General features: G+C 35.8%; 13 protein-coding genes. 8 read left to right on the top strand and 5 right to left on the bottom strand.

What is annotated here, in order from left to right; genetic code table 11:
* Positions 1-15 precede the first annotated feature (15 nt).
* Positions 16-429 carry an AbrB family transcriptional regulator gene (locus H6G06_RS11070; protein WP_190560008.1) on the bottom strand — a complete coding sequence of 138 codons (414 nt, stop codon included), beginning with the start codon at positions 427-429 and terminating at the stop codon, positions 16-18.
* 404 nt (positions 430-833) lie between these two features.
* Between H6G06_RS11070 and H6G06_RS11075 the strand changes: the two genes are divergently transcribed.
* The 3 genes from H6G06_RS11075 to pyrR all read left to right on the top strand — a co-directional run bounded on the left by H6G06_RS11075 (position 834) and on the right by pyrR (position 2939).
* Entirely contained in the window at positions 834-1277 is a 444-nt protein-coding gene (locus H6G06_RS11075; protein WP_190560010.1) for an Rrf2 family transcriptional regulator, read from the top strand.
* 48 nt (positions 1278-1325) lie between these two features.
* Positions 1326-2288, top strand: a complete 963-nt coding sequence (gene cbiB, locus H6G06_RS11080) for an adenosylcobinamide-phosphate synthase CbiB (protein WP_190560012.1) — start codon at positions 1326-1328, stop codon at positions 2286-2288.
* A 114-nt stretch (positions 2289-2402) separates the two neighbouring features.
* Positions 2403-2939 carry a bifunctional pyr operon transcriptional regulator/uracil phosphoribosyltransferase PyrR gene (pyrR, locus tag H6G06_RS11085; protein WP_190560014.1) on the top strand — a complete coding sequence of 179 codons (537 nt, stop codon included), beginning with the start codon at positions 2403-2405 and terminating at the stop codon, positions 2937-2939.
* 71 nt (positions 2940-3010) lie between these two features.
* Here the strand turns inward: pyrR and H6G06_RS11090 are convergent, their stop codons facing one another.
* The 4 genes from H6G06_RS11090 to H6G06_RS11105 form a co-directional block, all read right to left on the bottom strand.
* Entirely contained in the window at positions 3011-4897 is a 1887-nt protein-coding gene (locus H6G06_RS11090) for a hybrid sensor histidine kinase/response regulator (protein ID WP_190560016.1), read from the bottom strand.
* Between the two features lie 16 nt (positions 4898-4913).
* On the bottom strand, positions 4914-5360 hold the full coding sequence (locus H6G06_RS11095) for a response regulator (RefSeq protein WP_190560018.1): 447 nt from the start codon (positions 5358-5360) through the stop codon (positions 4914-4916).
* Positions 5361-5643: 283 nt separating this feature from the next.
* On the bottom strand, positions 5644-7722 hold the full coding sequence (locus H6G06_RS11100) for a PAS domain-containing sensor histidine kinase (RefSeq protein WP_190560020.1): 2079 nt from the start codon (positions 7720-7722) through the stop codon (positions 5644-5646).
* An 18-nt stretch (positions 7723-7740) separates the two neighbouring features.
* A complete protein-coding gene (locus tag H6G06_RS11105; protein ID WP_190560022.1) occupies positions 7741-10557 on the bottom strand; it encodes a hybrid sensor histidine kinase/response regulator in 2817 nt (938 codons plus the stop codon).
* 500 nt (positions 10558-11057) lie between these two features.
* Here H6G06_RS11105 and H6G06_RS11110 point away from each other — a divergent pair, with 500 nt between their 5' ends.
* The 5 genes from H6G06_RS11110 to H6G06_RS11130 all read left to right on the top strand — a co-directional run bounded on the left by H6G06_RS11110 (position 11058) and on the right by H6G06_RS11130 (position 18192).
* Entirely contained in the window at positions 11058-11534 is a 477-nt protein-coding gene (locus tag H6G06_RS11110) for a molybdenum cofactor biosynthesis protein MoaE (RefSeq protein WP_190560024.1), read from the top strand.
* A gap of 649 nt (positions 11535-12183) precedes the next feature.
* A complete protein-coding gene (locus H6G06_RS11115) occupies positions 12184-13818 on the top strand; it encodes a hypothetical protein (RefSeq protein WP_199306659.1) in 1635 nt (544 codons plus the stop codon).
* Positions 13819-14096: 278 nt separating this feature from the next.
* Entirely contained in the window at positions 14097-15608 is a 1512-nt protein-coding gene (locus H6G06_RS11120; protein WP_190560028.1) for an MBOAT family O-acyltransferase, read from the top strand.
* 33 nt (positions 15609-15641) lie between these two features.
* Positions 15642-16853 (top strand): hypothetical protein, encoded by a 1212-nt coding sequence (locus H6G06_RS11125; RefSeq protein ID WP_199306660.1) that lies wholly within the window; start codon positions 15642-15644, stop codon positions 16851-16853.
* A gap of 121 nt (positions 16854-16974) precedes the next feature.
* Positions 16975-18192 (top strand): hypothetical protein, encoded by a 1218-nt coding sequence (locus tag H6G06_RS11130; protein ID WP_190560030.1) that lies wholly within the window; start codon positions 16975-16977, stop codon positions 18190-18192.
* The last annotated feature ends 154 nt before the right edge of the window (positions 18193-18346 follow it).

Genomic DNA, 18346 nt, shown 5'->3' on the forward strand with positions numbered 1-18346 from the left:
TCAACTGATTTTTGATTAAGCTGTAGCTTCTACTTCAGCTTCATCTTCCCTATCTTCTGGATCTACTTGCCGCAATCGAATGTGCTTTTTCCCTAAAGTGATGATAAATTCATCTCCAGGTTTAAGATTCATCTGTTTTGTATAAGCTGAACCTATGAGTAAGTTGTTGTTCGACTGTACGCTAATTCTATAGCTGGCACTGCGACCACCACGACCATTGGCACTAGGTGTACTGTCCAACTGAATGCCCTCGGCATCAATTAGGGCATTTAAGAATTTCATCATATTGACGCGCTCTATACCATTTTTGGTAACAGTATAGTAGCCACACTGTTTAGCTTTATCTTCCTTGCTCTCGCTCTCTAGCTCCTTAACTTTTTTGAGCAGTTCTTCACCGACAAGGGGGTCAATTTTTTTCTGTTTAGGCATCAACTTAGGTCGAAATTGAATGTTTGAAGTGGTTGAATCGATTTTATTTTAACTGATACTGAGCTAATAGGAAAGGAATCCTTTATTTTTATCTCAGCATAGCCAAGTATATTACACTCACAGGAAAAATTGTTGCACAATTACCAAACTTGTCAAGATATTTTCTAAAATAAAATTCTGATAATGCTGATATCTATATATATAGTTTGTGAATTACTGGTAGACTGTATTTGTTTAAGTTTTTTTAAGTCCCGCAAAAAAGGGTTTGCTCTTGGAAGATGATCCTGAAGTCATTAGTCATTAGTCATTAGTCATTAGCAAAAATATTCTCCCCCTGGTCTCTGTTCCCTGTTCCCTGTCACCTGTTCCCTATTCCTTATTCCCTATTCCCTGATAACTGACAGATGAAACTAACGACTAGAGGACACTATAGTGTTAAGGCATTGCTGGATTTAAGTTTACAGCCAAAATATGGGCCTGTATCGGTAAGAGCGATCGCCAAGCGTCAAGATATTCCGGCTCCCTATTTGGAAAAGCTGCTCATAGAAATGCGTCGTGCTGGGTTAGTGAATTCAATTCGTGGCAGCATCGGTGGCTATCAATTAGCAAAAGAGCCTGTACAAATTTCTATAGGACAAATTCTAGAGGCAGTTGGGGAAAATATGACTCACTTACCTCTGAACAGTCCACCGCCTACACAAGCGGAAGATTGGGTAACATTTACCTTATGGCAAAGACTTAACCAAAAGTTAAAAGAAGCTTTGTACAGTATTACTCTGGCAGACCTTTATTATGATGCTCGAAGTTGGCAAGCATCTCTAGGGGAAGAAGCAAGTTTTGTGGTTTAGTCATTGGTCAGTTATCTCTGGTTCCCTATTCCCTGTTCCCTGTTCCCAATGACTAATAACATCTATATATTAATTATTGCTGCTTTGTTAGATTACTTAATTGGTGATCCTTGGGGTTGGCCTCATCCAGTGCGAGTGATGGGGTGGTTCATTTCTGGTTTAAGTAAATTTTTTCTCCAACATTGCCAAAGTTCTCGAATACAACGTGTAGCTGGAATTGTACTAGCTCTTATCCTCATCATAGGGAGTGGTTTGTCTGGCTGGTTAATAATTCAAATGAGCAGATGGTTACATCCATTGTTAGGAATTGCTGTAGAGAGCATTTTTCTAGCCAGTTGTTTTGCTCTTCACAGTTTGCGAACCGCTGCTGTAGATGTTATCCAACCTTTAACAACAGAAAAATTAGAGGAAGCGCGGCAGATTTTAAGTAATTATGTGGGTAGGGATACAGAAAATCTTTCAGAAGCCGAAGTTTTGCGAGCAGTTCTGGAAACGGTGACAGAAAATGCTACGGATGGGGTAATGGCTCCCCTGTTTTATGCAATTGTGGGTGCATTAATCCCGTTTATCGGACCTGTTCCTTTAGCTTTAGCATATAAAGCTAGTAGTACCCTAGATTCAATGGTTGGTTATAGAGAAGCACCCTATACTTATATTGGCTGGTTCAGTGCTAAATTAGAAGACTGTTTAACCTGGGTTCCTTGTCGGTTAACAGTGATGACTTTGGCGATATTATCAGTTAAACCTTTAGATGTTTGGCGTATTTGTCGCCGAGATGCTATTCAAGATCCCAGTCCTAATTCTGGTTGGAGCGAGTGTGCCTATGCTGCTATTTTAGGTGTGCAGATGGGAGGAACAAATTGGTATGGTGGAGTAGCTAAACATAAACCACTCTTAGGAGAGGCTATTTATCCTATCACCCCAACTTCGATCTACAACGCTTTGCAATTAACTCGGTATTCGTTTTTATTGTGGTTGGGAGTAGGAATGATTTTAATTTATAATTCATAATTCGTAATTCGTAAAAAAGGGAATAGGGAATAGGGGTTTTTGAATTTTGAATTTATTTCTTCTCCGTTCCCAGTCCCCAGTCCCCAGTCCCCATTCCTCAGTCCCTATGTAATTATGTCTACTAAAGTAGTTGAAATTCTCTCATCAGAAGAACTGCGTCGTACTTTGACTCGTCTTGCTTCTCAAATTATTGAAAGGACGCGAGATTTGTCCCAATTGTTACTTCTGGGTATTCATACCAGAGGTGTACCGTTAGCCAATTTATTGGCGCGTCAAATAGAGAGTCTCGAAGGTATCACTGTATCGGTGGGAGCATTAGATATTACATTCTATCGTGATGATTTAGACCAAATTGGCTTAAGAACTCCAGCTAAAACTGATATCCCTTTTGATTTGACGGGGAAAACAGTTGTCCTAGTAGATGATGTCATTTTTAAGGGTAGAACAATTCGTGCTGCTTTAAATGCAGTCAACGAGTATGGTAGACCAGAGGTGATTCGTTTAGCTGTGTTAGTAGATAGGGGTCATCGGGAGTTACCTATTCACCCTGATTTTGTGGGTAAGAAACTGCCTACGGCTAAAGAAGAAATTGTTAAAGTTTATTTACAAGATGACGATGGACGGGATGCGGTGGAGTTAATTAGTAATTGAGTGTGATTGGTGATTGGTGATTGGGAATAATATTTATTACCCATTACCCATTACCCATTACCCATTACCCATTACCTGTTAACGGTACTAATGGTTTGTAATAATTGGGTTGTTGTATAAGGTTTACACAGGAAAGCTTTGACACCCATATCGTAAGCTGCGTTGACTTTATCGCTGGGCGCTAGTCCGCTAACAGCAATAATTTTGACATGAGGATTAATTTTTTTGAGGGTACGGATGCTGGTTAGTCCATCCATGGATGGCATGACTATATCAGTTAAAACTAGGGCTATTTTATCACGATGTTCTACATATAAGGCGATCGCTTCAATGCCATCACGGGCTGTAATTACTGTATAATTATAGCTTTCAAGTGATGTTTTTGTAATGTCACAAATAGCAGCTTCATCATCTACAACTAATATCATTTCTCCATTACCTTGATGCAAAAATATTTCAGGTTCTTCTATAATTTCGTTTGTATCTTGTGCAGGTAAATAGACCTTAAATTGACTGCCTTTTTTTTCTTCGCTATAAACATTGATAAAACCACCATGACTTTTAACAATTCCCAATACAGTTGAAAGACCTAAACCAGTCCCTTGCCCAAATTCTTTTGTAGTAAAAAAGGGTTCAAATATCCGGTCTATTATGGTCGATTTAATACCAATTCCCGTATCAGTTACAGTAATGACAGCGTAAGGTCCGGCTTGGGCATCAATGTGCATTTGGGCATAATTGTCATCAACTAAGAGATTTTCAGCAGTGATTGTTAAAGTACCACCGTTAGGCATAGCATCACGGGCATTGATACATAAATTCATTAACACTTGATGTAATTGAGTCGCATCACCAGATACAGTCCAAAGATTTTGGGAAATTTGGGTGTTCACTTCCAGGTTTTTAGGAAATGTTTCTTTAATAATTTGCTGAATTTCAATGAGTAAGTGTTTTAATTGTAAAAGGGTGCGATCGCCATCTAGTCCTCGAGCAAAAGATAATACTTGTTTAACTAAATTTGCGCCCCGTTTAGCATTGCAAATTAATATAGGTATTAGTCTTCGAGATCGTTCATCTTTGACTTGAGTTTCCAAAATTTGCGCCGTCATCAAAATTGGTGCAAGGACATTATTTAAGTCGTGGGCAATACCACTAGCTAAAGTGCCTATACTCTCTAATCTTTGAGCGCGTAAAAATTGCTGTTCTAGTTGCTTTTTTTGAGTAATATCAGTGTTAACAACTAAAATAGATTGGGGTTTGTTGCCGAATGCAGGGACTAAAGTCCAACGACTTTCAACAATGATTTCTTTACCGCATTTAGTAATTTGCTCTAGTTCTCCTTCCCAGGAACCATTTTTGATGAGAATTTTGAATGCTTCGGACAATTGAAATAATTTTTTTTCTGGACTCAGATGCCGGATTTTTTTTGTCAGAGCGTCTTCTTTACTCCAACCGTAGAGACGTTCAGCGGCTTTGTTCCAAAATAAAATTTGATCATCTAAATCACCTACAAAAATGGCATCGGTAGCGACATCAAGTAAAGCAGCTTGTTGGCGGATTTTTTGTTCTGTTTGTTTGCGCTCAATGGCGTAGCGAATAGAACGTTCTAATAAAGGTGCAGTTAATTGACTTTTTTCTAGATAATCTACTGCTCCAGTTTTCATGGCTTCTAGGTCTATTTCTTGATCGCCTTGACCAGTGAGTAAAATAAAGGGACAATTACAACCCTTGTCAATAGCTTCGCGCAACAGTTCTAAACCATTATCCGCCCCTAAACAGTAATCTACCAGATAGATATCATGTTGGTGTCGAGCGATCACTTCCCTCGCTAATTGATAACTTTCCACCCATTCCAACTCGCAGCCAGTTACCTGAAATCCCTTAAACCAATCACGAGTTAAAATATAATCATCTTCATCATCATCAATTAACAAAACTTTAATGATTCTGTCATTCATGATTGCCTCTTACTGCTTATAGGGGCAGTTCTACAATTTCAAACCAGTATTTTTTTATAGTTTTCATCAATTCAACTAAGGATGTGAAATTTCCTGGTTTAATAATAAAGGAATTTGCTCCCAAATTGTATGTATTATATATATCTTCTTCGGCGCTAGAGCCTGTCAGAACTATCACGGGAATTCGCCGGAATTGGGGGTGAGTTTTAATTTCTTTTAATACCTCAAGACCGTGTTTTTTCGGCATATTTAAATCTAGGAAAATTAAAGCTGGACGGGGTGCTTTACTAACCTCAGTATATAAACCACGATGAGATAAATAATCCATCAATTCCTCACCATCCCTGACAATATATAGTTCAATGGGTAATTGGCTTTCTATTAAGGCATCACGAACTAATAGGCTATCATCATCATCGTCATCAGCCATTAAGATCGTGACAGTTAGTTGCCGATCCTTCACTCTAGATTTTCTCCTTTTTACTAGTTACTAGTATTAATTAAGTAAGTGGGCGTTAAAAATTGTCGTTATGACAAGGGAACAGGGAACAGGGAACGGGGAAGAGGGTTTTGGTGAATTTACTTTTTGTTACATACTACTCTTCGAGAAGCCGCTACGCGTCTACGGTTTTTTCCTGCCGACTTACTTAAGTATTTAATTATGCAATTCCCATCAACTGCTATCCACATTTGTACAATTAACCTCATTTTGGGGTGTAGTAGTAATCCATCTGTGGGAAGAAAAATTAGAGATGAGAATGAATTGGTAAAGTAATAATAAATTTTGCTCCTTGTCCTGGCTGACTTTGTGCTGTAATCGTACCGTGGTGGCGTTCAGTAATTTTCCGACAGATAGCTAAACCGATGCCCGTACCTTCGTATTCACTGCGACCATGCAGCCGTTGAAAAACATTGAAAATACGGTCAAGATATTTTTCTGCAAAACCAATGCCATTATCTTCAACAATGATTTGATAGTAGGCATTACCAACAGATAAATCATCAATATGATTGTTTAAAACTTGACCATATATTTTGATTTTAGGTGGTTGATTTTGACGACAAAACTTGAGGGCATTACCAATGAGATTTTGCAGTAATTGACGCATTTGCAGAGGATCGGCTTGAATAATAGATAATTCCCCTATCTCAATTTGTCCTTCTGTCTGCTGGATACGTACTTCTAAATCAGATAATACTTCTTGGGCAATTTGTGTTAAATTTACGGATACAAATGGCTGCGCCCTAGTTGTTACCCGTGAAAGTGTCAATAAGTCTTCAATTAAAGTTTGCATTCTCAAGACTGCATTTTGCATCCGTTGTAGATAATCACGTCCCTGTTCACTTAAAGATTCTCCACAAGTAACTTGCAGACGCTCACCAAATGTCTTAATTTTACGCAGCGGTTCTTGTAAATCGTGGGAAGCAATAAAAGCAAATTGTTGCAGTTCTTCATTAGAACGAGCGAGTTCTTGGCGTTGCTGGGTTTCTTGTTCTAAAATTAAACTTTGTGCTAAAGCAATACCAATTTGATCGGCCAGTTGTCCCAAAAGTCCAATTTCCCAATTAGTCCATTGACGGGTATGTAGACATTGATGGGCAATTAGCAGCCCCCAAAGTTGATTTTTGCGGAAAATGGGAACGACGAGGTTAGCTTTAACGGCGAATTGTTGGAGAAATTGAATGTGACAAGCTTGAATTTGTGCTTTCTCGATGTCGCTAATCGCACTAATTCGCCCTTGACTGTATTTTTGAATGTAATCTTCACTAAAACAAGGGTCAGAAATGTTCTGTCCCAGAACAATTGGTAAACCAGGAACTACAGCTTCTTTCACTGCGAGAAAGGAACTATTACCATGAAGCTGTAAAATTAACACCCGATCTGCTTGAAGTAGCTTTTGTACTTCAGTGACGCTGGTTTCGAGAATCTCCTCAATTTGTAAAGATTGACGAATTTTGAGGGTGATATTGGCGAATAATTGCGATCGCAGGTTTTGCCGTTGTAATTCTGCTTCGGCTCGTTTGCGATCAGTCATATCCATCATTACCCCAATCATCCGCACTGGCTTATTCGTCTGGTCATGAACAATATAACCACGGTCAAAAATATAAGCATAAGTACCATCACTACGCAAAAAGCGGTATTCATTAGACCAAAATTGTTTCCTATTATCAATGACAGCACGCAGATCAGTAGTAATACGTTGTCTATCATCTGGATGTATTCGTTCACGCCACCAAGTTGCATCTAAATTAACTTGTTCTGCTGTATAACCAAAAAGAGACTGTACAGATTGATTCCACCACACCTGATTAGTTAGCAAATCCCAATCTCTCAACACATCATTAGTAGCCAGAGCAACTATTTGAAACCTTTCTTCACTTTTTTTTAGCGCCTCTTCCATCCTTCTATGCTCAGTTTGTTTACGCTTGGTAATATCCATAAATACCCCACATATTTGTAAGGGTACTCCTGATGAGTCTTTTTCAACCACACCTTTACTGGCTAACCAGCGAATACTACCATCAGCTAAAACTACTCGAAATTCAATTTCAAATGCGCGTCCTTCTTCAATAGCGTGCTGATAAGTGCGTTTAACAAATTCTCGGTCTTGGCTATGAATGCAATTGAGAACAGCTTGATATGTGGGATGAAAATTGTCTGTTTCTAACCCAAAAAGAGCTTGTAGATGATCCGAACTGCTAATTTCATTGCTGTGGATATCGAAGTTCCAAATGCTCATGCAAGCTGCGTCTAATGCCATCCTAATTTGTGCTTCCCACTGATGCGCTTGCTCACTTTCTCCTGGTATCTTTTTAGTCATTAGTAATTGGTTTTACTTTTACTGACTTTTAACTTTATCTAGGGTTTTTAAAAGTTCTTGCACTGTGAAAGGTTTAGCCAAAAAAGTTATATTTTCCAATCGATTTAGAATATTGAGATGTTCGCTAGTTACGAGTCCGCTGATCGCAATAATTCTTAGGCTTGGAGTTATATTTTGCAATTTGTGAATAGTGGTGATGCCATCAATATTTGGCATCAATATATCAATAATTACTGTCTTAATTTTATTTTGATTTTGCTTGTATAAGTCTAGAGCTTTCTCTCCTTCACTAGCAGTAATTACCTTGTAATTATGGGTTTCTAAAGAAGTTGTAGTAATCTCCAGAATCGAAATTTCGTCATCTACCAATAAAATCCATTCTTCATTGCCAGCAGGTATTTCCATTTCTGGTAGTGACTCGGTAATTTCTGTATATACTGCTGGCAAATATACATGAAATTCTGTACCTTTACCTTGTAAACTGGATACAGTTATGAAACCATCATGACCTTTAATAATGCTTATAACTGTTGATAAACCCAGTCCGGTACCTTTGCCAAATTCTTTAGTTGTAAAAAAAGGTTCAAATATCCTATCTAATACGTTACTTTGAATGCCAATGCCTGTGTCAATCACCTTTATGATAATATAATAACCAATTTCTGCCTCTAGGTGTATTTTAACAAAGTTATGATCAATCCAAATATTCTCAGCGATTATTGTTAAAGTACCGCCATGAGGCATAGCATCACGAGCATTTAGACACAGATTCATCAGCACTTGATCTAGTTGGGTAGTGTCACCATAAACTGGGTATAAATTTTCCTGAATTTCTGCATGAAATTTAATTGACTTGGGGAATGTTTGGACAACAATTTGCTGCATTTCTGAAATCAAATACTTGACTTGAATCACTGTGCGATCGCCTGGAATTCCCCTAGCAAAAGATAGCACTTGCTTAACTAAATTAGCACCACGTTTGGCATTGGTTTCTATGATCGAGATCAGTTCCTTAGCTTGCGGGTCATAATATTTATTTTTGAGTAAATATGCTGACATCATAATTGGTGATAAGACATTATTCAAATCATGGGCAATCCCACTAGCTAGAGTACCAATACTCTCCATGCGTTGAGCGCGTAAAAATTGCTGTTCTAATTGTTTTTTCTGGGTAATATCAGTCTCAACAATCAGGATACATTGAGCTTGATTGTACTCATCATGTACTAAAGTCCAACGGCTTTCTAGAATAATTTCTGTGCCAAATTTGGTGTTTTTAATTAATTCTCCTTGCCATGAACCTTGTGTTAACATGGTTTGATAAATTTCCTGTTGTAGGGACTCAGGTTCATCAACCCAAATATGACTAGCATTTCTGTCGATAACTTCTTCAGCTTTCCAACCATAAAGTTTCTCGGCGCTTTTGTTAAATAATAAAATTTTGTTGTCTAAATCTCGCACTAAAATGGCATCTGTGGCAATATTGAGTAATGCCGCTTGTTCGCGGAGCTTCTGTTCTACTTTTTTACGGGCTGTGATATCTTCAAAGATATATAATCGCCCAAAATATTGATCATCTTTATCCCGAATTTGGGTAGAAAAACGCCGGATAATCCGCCCGTCATTGAAATAAATCTCATCTTCAACAACACAGCGGTTATTTTCATCTTGTAGAGGTTGGCATGATGCGGCAAAGGCGGGAATATCTATAATCAATTTCAGACAATCAGGAATAATCTTTTGATTGTTTAATTCCCGGCTTTGCATGGTTTCTTTGAGATGTTCAATTTCCCAAATTTCACAAAAGCGATCATTAAAATAAAGGATATTATCTGTGCGATTATCAACAACATAAAAGCCTAGTGGTGAAACACTATTCATTGATCGCAAAAGTGCTTCTTGCCAACGTAATTCATTTTCTGCCTGCTTACGTTCAGTAATATCTTCTACTATATATGCGAATTGCTGACGACTATGATAGTTTTTGGGAATTGCTGAGACTGTGGCTGATAACCAATTTTCTCCTTGGGGAGTTTCATGAGTATATTCAAATCTAACAGGTGTTTGGGTAATTTCTGCTTGACGATAGTAATTAATCCACTGTTTTAAACGCGTCATGTCTACACCCATTTCCCGTGCTAGACGATTTTGCATTGCTTGTGGGGTGAGTCCAAAAAATTTCGCACTCTTGGGATTATCAGAAATATGCAGAATATCATTATCTACTAACTCTACTATTCCCATCATCATTGGCGCACTTGCAAAGAAACTGTGTAAAGTAGATTCACTTTGATGGAGTGCTGCCTGAGCTTGTTTATATTCTGAGTTTATTCGCGAAATTTCTTTTAAAGAGCGTCTAATTTCTAATTGTCTAACAATCAAACGAGCAAGAGATTGGAGTCCTGTTAACTGTTGAGGACTGATTTGCCGTGCTACTTGATCTGCTATACATAAAGTCCCAATTATCTGTTCTCCTGAGACTACTAAAGGCACGCCAGCATAAAATCTTATATATGGTTCTGAAATAACTAAATCTGTTGTGGCATAGCGTTGATCTGCCAAGGTATCAGGAATAATTAACATATCGCCTTGCTGGACACAAGCCTGACAAAAGCCACTATCTAAGGGCATTTCCTGGCGATCTAATCCTATTTTTGCTTTAAACCATTGCCGATCAGCATCGATGAGACTAATCAAAGCAATTGGTGTATCACAAAGGAGAGCGGCTAAAGATACCAAATCATCGAAAGCTTGTTCTGGGTTAGTATCAATAATGTCGTACTGATGGAGAACCTCAAGCCTCGCGGCTTCATTGTTAGACACTGAAAATTTCATCAAAACTTTCCTACTAATTAATGATCAAATCACAATTTGCCCCAGTATAAATTCCGTTTGTTACATTCATCAAACAGGCAAATTTGAAATTATGCTTGTTTGAATTTTAATTAAAAATTCGTCACTTCTTCAGGGTATTTTCATATATATTGATATGAGAATATACTGATTAATCACACCAAAATTATACAAATCTCTATATGACATTCCCAATCAAAAACTGGCAGGAGGATTTTGAAGTTAAGCGCGAAAAACTTACACAACCCTTGAGAAAGGAAGGTTGCGGGTTAGTAAGTTTTAGTTCTAGTTTCACGGTGTACATAATTTCTGAGTGTTGTGTATATTGATAGTATATAATCTAATACTATTGAACGGTCAATTATTCAGCGGATAGATCATTTTTGGGGAATTTATGCAGATTAGCGTGCAATGGTTAGATAATTAGTTATCTAGTATTACGTCTTAATCAAGTATCCTATCAACAGGCTCAAAACTTAGTCATGAAAAACCCAGCCGCTTTCCTCATCAAACCTAAAGCTCAAGATAGTTTTGGTATTACCTTGGCTCCATTGTCGCTTGAGGAAATATATATCAAAGCTGACGATCCAGCTAATGGTGCAGTGGTGGTGATGAGTGGAATGGTTCGTAATCAAACTGATGGTAAACCTGTGGTAGCTTTAGAATATCAAGCTTACGAACCGATGGGTTTACAAGTATTTTACCAAATTGCAGCTAATATTCACGAAAAATGGTCTGATGTAAATCGGGTAGTGATATATCACCGCATCGGGCGGTTAAAAATTGGCGAAATCAGTGTTTTAGTTGCGGTGGGGTCTCCCCATCGTAGTGAAGCGTTTGCAGCTTGCCAGTATGCAATTGATACCCTAAAACATAATGCACCAATTTGGAAAAAGGAGCATTGGCAAGATGGTTCTAGTTCCTGGGTGAGTATTGGTGCTTGCGAAGAAAGTTGTTGACGTGATCACCAAGATACAGCCATAAAATAAATTTTGTTCTCTAGATGAATATATATCTTTCGACACCGGCAATAATAAATTTGAATTTCAACCTGATTAAATGAGTTTAGACGAGCAGTAAGGAATTTATTTCCAGACTGCCTACCAAATTGGGATGCTCTCCAGTATTTACCAGCAGGCTCTTGAGTAAAAAATTTACAACATCTTCAAGAAAGAACAGCTATTTTATGGTAATATTTTTAGCTAATTAGTGAAAATTATGTAATACCTGGGGCGATGGCTTCGCCCGCCGCAGGCATCGCTCCCATCAACTAAACTTTATGTTATTTAGTTCTTCAGCTTTCATTTTGGGGTTGTTACCGATAACAATGTTTGTATTAAGGCTATTAAGCAAATGGCGTATACTATGCTTGTTGGTGAAAAACTTAGAATTTAAAAGTATTCTAAATTACATAATTTTAGACACTCGCAATTTGGCAAAAAATTTCTTGGTTTACAAAACTTATTTTTATAGGTTGAGTGATAATAATCACTGCTTCGATAACCGCTCATTTGGATTTTCCAAGATCCTCCAAGATCCTATAAATTATTCAAGATCACATAATTAATTAATAAGGATATAATTACCGTGTTTAAGCTGAACTCAGAGATGCAGCGTGTTATTCCCATTAATTTGATAGGATATAGCTTAATAGTTATAGCAATTTTGATTGGGTTTATAACAAGAATTATAGCGGTTTTTCAATATATTTCATTTGACATCGGTCCTGATCCCGATCAAGTTAGAGATGCCTTTGCTGTCATTAATATCTGGAAAGGAGACTTTCCAACACTCGGTCCTCAAGTCACTACCATCGGTAGACACCATATCTTACCTCTTTATTATTATCTTTTCTTTCCCTTTACCCTTTTAGGAGCAGATCCAGTTTTTCAAGCATTACCAAATGCTTTGTTTTCTTTTTTATCCATTCCGCTATTAACCTATCTAGTTTTTTTACTTCTAGAAAAGGTTGAAGCACCAAGGAGAATTTTTTTCAGTGGTTTAGCTGGTTTTTGGTATAGCGTTCTTTATGGAGAAATATTTATTAGTAATTTTCAATGGAATCCTAGTTCAATTCCTTTCTTTTTACTCGCTTTTACATTACTCTATTATCTGCAAATAGAGGGTAAATTTCCTTTTGTCATACAAATTATCTTATGGTTTTTATATGGAGTGGTTTTAGCTATATTAATAAGTTTGCATTCTTCTACACTATTTATCATGCCAGTAGTGTTTATTATTAGCTCTTCAATTTTTATATATAAAATTATTAAAAGAAAACTCTATTTATCAATAAGTTTACCTATCATCAGTGGTTTATCGACTGTACTTGCTTTACTGCCATATTGGATAGGTGAATTTGGGCGAGGTTTTCGGAATACTAAAACTATTATTCAAACTCTAACTAGTGCTAATTCTTCATCGGAAAATCCTTTCTTAATAAATTTGGGTAAAAGGCTGAGTAATGTTTTTTTAAATTATTATAAACTCTTTCAAGAAGTGTATCTTGGGAATTCTTCATGGATTTATTTATTGATAGCCTTTGTTTTTATATCTCTAGTTACATATTTAGGAATCACTAAATTTAAGGGGAACAAATCTATTTGGTGTATTTGGTGTTCTACATGGGGACTTTATCTATATGCTGCATCAAATCTTGACCCAGAAAAATCTTTTATTCACTACAAGTTACTTATACTGTTTGCTCCTATTGTTTTCACAATTACATCTCTTGCATACGTTAATGTGGCTGGAATAAAAAAAGTTATTTTTTACATATCTATTGGCATTATTATTTTGATTTCATGCTTGAGTAATTTATTTTATGATTATCAGTTTATGCTGGTTAAATATGGTATTAATAGGGTAATAAATACGGCAGATATCACCCAAGTAATCAATCAGTTACCATCTGGTGCCGTAATTTGTGATCCCAGAGTGAGGGGTAAAAGAATAGTTAATAATCAATACAATTACATTGATACTAATATCACGCTTAAAGGTATTAAAATAGTCAATGTGTGTGCCTCTGGTAATTATGTCATTCATCCGAAAAGATTACTCCTTATAGATGGTAATTTTCTTAATGACACAAGTTATGAAAAACCCTATTATCTGAAATTTACGCCATCAGATTTAGAGAAGCTGTGGCCAATATTTAAAATTTCTGAGAATGGCATGATTACCAGACCATCAAAGCTTGTTTTAGAAACAGATGCAGCCAAGGTTTATATTTTAAATTAAGTCTCATTTGTTGCAGGATCGCAAACTGCGGACCAAGGATGTTGCGGTTTTGAATAAAATTTAAAGCCGCTATAAAATGGTTAAATATTTTGTGTAAGAGAAGATACGCGAATTCTTAGATAAGTCAGAATCCAGAGGAATAAATTTACAACAAGTTTAAAGCAATGACTAGCTATTTTATGGTAATATTTTTAGCTAATTAGTGAAAATTATGTAATACCTGGGGCGATGGCTTCGCCCGCCGCAGGCATCGCTCCCATCAACTAACCTCTACCTCTATGTTATTTAGTTCTTCAGTTTTTATCTTGGTGTTTCTGCCTTTAACACTGTTAGTATTGTGGCTATTAAGCAAATTTAGATTAAATAAATTTGTATTACCTTGGTTGCTGATAAGTTCCATATTTTTCTATTCTTATTGGAATCTTTTTTCTCCAGCAGGACAAGCAGCAACCCCTGGATATATTTTATTGATAATTCTTTCTATTGTTTTTAATCATCAAATGGGTATGGCGATCGCCTCAGCCCAACCCTTTAGCAACCGAGCGAAACTGTTGTTGATTATTGGCACAATAATCAATGTCGGCATCATTGCATATTATAAATACGCTAACTTCTTTTTATCTTCAGTTAGTAGCATATTTTCAGCAGACTGGAATTTAGGTAATTTAATACTTCCATTGGGTATTTCTTTTTATACTTTCACTCAGATTGCCTACTTGGTTGATGCCTATCGTGGGGAAGTTAAAGGACAAAATTATGATTTACCCACTTATGCCTTGTTTATTCTTTTCTTCCCTCAACTTATTGCCGGTCCAATCTTACGTCATGATGAATTAATACCAGAATTGCGAGGGTTGAAAAATTTCGTATTTTCCAGTAAAAACTTTGCTTTAGGAATCACAGTATTTAGTCTAGGTTTAGCTAAAAAAATCCTGATCGCTGATACTTTATCCCAGTGGGTAGGACCAGTATTTAGTAATACGGATAATGCCACATTTATTGAAACTTGGGTAGGGGCTTTATCATATACACTTCAGCTATATTTTGATTTTTCAGGTTATTCAGATATGGCGGTTGGGTTAGGATTTATCTTCAATACTAACCTACCTGTTAACTTTAATTCCCCCTATAAAGCAACATCAATTACTGATTTTTGGCGACGTTGGCATATTACCCTTTCTAACTTTTTGCGTGATTATTTATATATTCCCTTGGGAGGAAGTCGTAAAGGAGAAGTACGACGTTATGCCAACTTAATGATCACAATGTTATTAGGAGGATTATGGCATGGTGCAGGCTGGACATTTATAATTTGGGGAGGTTTACAAGGTTTGTTATTATCAATAAATCATGGTTGGCGAAAATTTAATATTAAAATTCCCACATTAATAGCTTGGTTGATGACATTTTTTGCAGTTGTCGTCGGTTGGGTAATTTTCCGCGCTCAGAATTTACAGGATGCGATAGAAATTTTGAAAACTATGTCGGGTATAAATGGCATAGTTATTCCTGGTGCGCCTGGTGGTAAACTGTCTATGCTATCTCAATTTGGCATTCAAGTTCAAGAATGGAGTAAGTTGACTTATTTACCAGAATTTTTTGGAAAAAAATCTTTAAGCTTTGTTGTCTTATCTGCGCTAATGATAGCTGTTACACTCCTGCCTAATACTCAGGAAATTAGCAATAAAATGACTTTTAACAAATGGTGGGGAATTGGTATTGGTTTATTGGCTGCCTATTGCATACTATCCCTCAACCGTGTTTCTGAATTCCTCTATTTCCAGTTTTAGAAAACCCTATCAATAGTATCATATCGAGTTCCCATGAGTAATTCTCCTTTTTCGGATTTAACTAATGTTTCTGAAACTCAATTGAGTAAGTTGGATAATCATCCTCAGTTTAATAAGTGGTTTTTATTGACCATAGCCATATGTATCTTGATGGTCGTAAGTGTTAATTTTGTCATTGATCCTTATGATATATATAAAACTCCCAATTTTTTGGGTATTAATCATGAAAAACCTGGAAAACAGTCTAATGATAGGTTATTTAAAGCTATTGATATTATTCGCATCAAACCTCTAACTGTGTTTTTGGGTTCATCAAGAACTAAACAAGGACTAAATCCCGATCATCCGGGTTTATCTAATGCTGAAAGTATTTACAATCTTGCTCTTGATGGTGCAGTTTCCTATGAAATTCTACGATATTTACAACATACGCTCAAAAATCAACCCAACCTAAAAGAAGTAATTTTTGGAATTGATTTTTTTATGTTTAATAAATTTTTAGGTAATCAACCAGGTTTTGATGAAAATAGGTTAGAAAAGAATTATTTGTTTCCTAGTGATATTATGAATTCTCTGTTTTCATTGGATACATTGGAGGTGAGTAGGAAAACAATTTTAGCGAGTTTACAACAGGAGAATTATGATAAATATTACGGTGAAAATGGTTTTATGCCCAACTCTAAGTATAGAGATGGTAAAGCTAAAATTTGGTTTACTAAATCTATAAATATATATTTTCAGTTCAATTATAAATATAAGTTTAATGACAAATATTTTGAAGATTTCCAGAAAATTGTTAAAATTTGTCGAGAAAAAAATATCAAACTAAAGGTTTTTATTTCTCCTTCTCATGCCATTGACCTGGAATCAATTCGAGTTACAGGAGAATGGCAAACTTTTGAAAATTGGAAAAGGAAAATTTTAAAAGTAACTCCGGTATGGGATTTTTCTGGATATAATTCTATCACCACTGAACCTTTGCAGGATGTCATGGAAAACTATGCGGATAGTTCTCATTACACCAAACCAGTTGGCGATTTAATCTTAAATCGCATTCTGGGTTACAAAGAAAAGGAAGTACCAGCAGATTTTGGTGTTTTAATAACTCCAGAAAATATTGAATCTCACTTAGCTAAAATTCGTGCAGACAGGGAAGAATGGGTAAAAAACCGCAAAAGTGAACTGGAGTTAGTGCAAAATTTAGAAAATAAATTTGGGGAAACCCAACAGCAAAAGGATAAATAAAGTTGGGTTTGTAAATACTAAGTTTTATCTGAATAAAAATAAAAACAGTGAGTAAAACCGTGTTTCTGAATTCCTCTATTTCAAATTTTAGAAAATCCGAAAAAATTAATTTTCTTTGAAAATGAGTAATAATTATGGTTTGGATTTAACTAATATTTCTAACAAACAAATGAGCAAGTCTGATAATTTTTTTCAGTTTAATAAATGGTTTTTCTCTACCATAGCTATATTTATTTTGATGGTCGTGAGTTTTAATGCTTTAATTGATCCCTATGGAATATACAAAAGCCCTATTTTTGTGGGAATTAATCATGTAAAACCCCAAAAAAAGTTTAATGATCGCCTTGTAAAAGCTATTGAGATTATTCACACTAAACCCTTCACTATATTTTTAGGTTCATCAAGAACTAAACAAGGATTAGATCCAAATCATTTGGCTTTATCTAATTTTAAACCTGTTTATAACATTGGTCTTGATGGATCTAATCCCTACGAACTACTACGCTATTTACAACATACTATTAAAAATCAACCTCATCTAAAACAAGTAATTCTTGGAGTTGATTTTTTTATGTTTAATGAATCACTTGGTAATCAACCTGGTTTTGATGAAAACAGATTAGAGAAGACTTATATAATTCCTAATGATATTATTAATTCTCTATTTTCGCTAGATGTGTTACAGATCAATAGGGAAACAATTTTGGCTAGTTTGCAAAACAATCATCCAGCAGAAACATCTGAAGAAAACGGTTATGTACCTAATTATAAATATGAAAAAAAACCTATTACATTTCGGTTTAGGCACTTTATAAATTCCTATTTTGTTCTTCACTACCAATACAAATTCTCTGATAAATATTTTGATTATTTTCGACAAATTATTAATTTATGCCAAGAAAGAAATATAAAATTAATTGTTTTTATTTCTCCATCTCATGCTACTCAATGGGAAGCAATTAGAGTCACAGGACAGTGGCCAACCTTTGAATCATGGAAGGAGAAAATTGTACAACTAAGTCCTGTATGGGATTTCTCTGGTTACAATAGTATCACTACTGAAGCAATTAATGATATGATGGTAAACTATGTGGATAATTCCCATTACACTACACGAGTTGGTAATTTACTAATAAATCGTATTTTTGGTTATAAAGAAAATGAATTACCAGCAGATTTTGGGATTTTAGTAAATAAAGACAATATTGAATATCACTTAGCTAAAATTCGTGCAGATAGGGAAGAATGGTTAAAAAAGCATAAAGATGAATTTGATTTGGTACAAAGTTTAGAAAAGCAATTTTTGGCAGCTCAACAGGACAAGAATAGTAAACAATAAATTACAGAGGTTCTGGGTTAACGTCTCTATAGGAATGAGAATGTTGGCTGAAGTTGTAAAAATACTTAACAAAAGATTTAGTGTTTGTTGTAATTATTTACATTATTTCAGTTTGTAAATATTTTGTTCAACCCGCAGGAATATGCCTTTAGAC

The sequence above is a fragment of the Anabaena sphaerica FACHB-251 genome, from assembly GCF_014696825.1.
GTDB lineage: Bacteria > Cyanobacteriota > Cyanobacteriia > Cyanobacteriales > Nostocaceae > RDYJ01.

Excerpts from the sequence above, each read along its gene's own strand:
- H6G06_RS11070 (WP_190560008.1), bottom strand. The coding sequence starts at position 429 with ATGCCTAAACAGAAAAAAATTGACCCCCTTGTCGGTGAAGAACTGCTC.
- H6G06_RS11075 (WP_190560010.1), top strand. The coding sequence starts at position 834 with ATGAAACTAACGACTAGAGGACACTATAGTGTTAAGGCATTGCTGGAT.
- cbiB (WP_190560012.1), top strand. The coding sequence starts at position 1,326 with ATGACTAATAACATCTATATATTAATTATTGCTGCTTTGTTAGATTAC.
- pyrR (WP_190560014.1), top strand. The coding sequence starts at position 2,403 with ATGTCTACTAAAGTAGTTGAAATTCTCTCATCAGAAGAACTGCGTCGT.
- H6G06_RS11090 (WP_190560016.1), bottom strand. The coding sequence starts at position 4,897 with ATGAATGACAGAATCATTAAAGTTTTGTTAATTGATGATGATGAAGAT.
- H6G06_RS11100 (WP_190560020.1), bottom strand. The coding sequence starts at position 7,722 with ATGACTAAAAAGATACCAGGAGAAAGTGAGCAAGCGCATCAGTGGGAA.
- H6G06_RS11105 (WP_190560022.1), bottom strand. The coding sequence starts at position 10,557 with ATGAAATTTTCAGTGTCTAACAATGAAGCCGCGAGGCTTGAGGTTCTC.
- H6G06_RS11110 (WP_190560024.1), top strand. The coding sequence starts at position 11,058 with ATGAAAAACCCAGCCGCTTTCCTCATCAAACCTAAAGCTCAAGATAGT.
- H6G06_RS11115 (WP_199306659.1), top strand. The coding sequence starts at position 12,184 with ATGCAGCGTGTTATTCCCATTAATTTGATAGGATATAGCTTAATAGTT.
- H6G06_RS11120 (WP_190560028.1), top strand. The coding sequence starts at position 14,097 with ATGTTATTTAGTTCTTCAGTTTTTATCTTGGTGTTTCTGCCTTTAACA.
- H6G06_RS11125 (WP_199306660.1), top strand. The coding sequence starts at position 15,642 with ATGAGTAATTCTCCTTTTTCGGATTTAACTAATGTTTCTGAAACTCAA.
- H6G06_RS11130 (WP_190560030.1), top strand. The coding sequence starts at position 16,975 with ATGAGTAATAATTATGGTTTGGATTTAACTAATATTTCTAACAAACAA.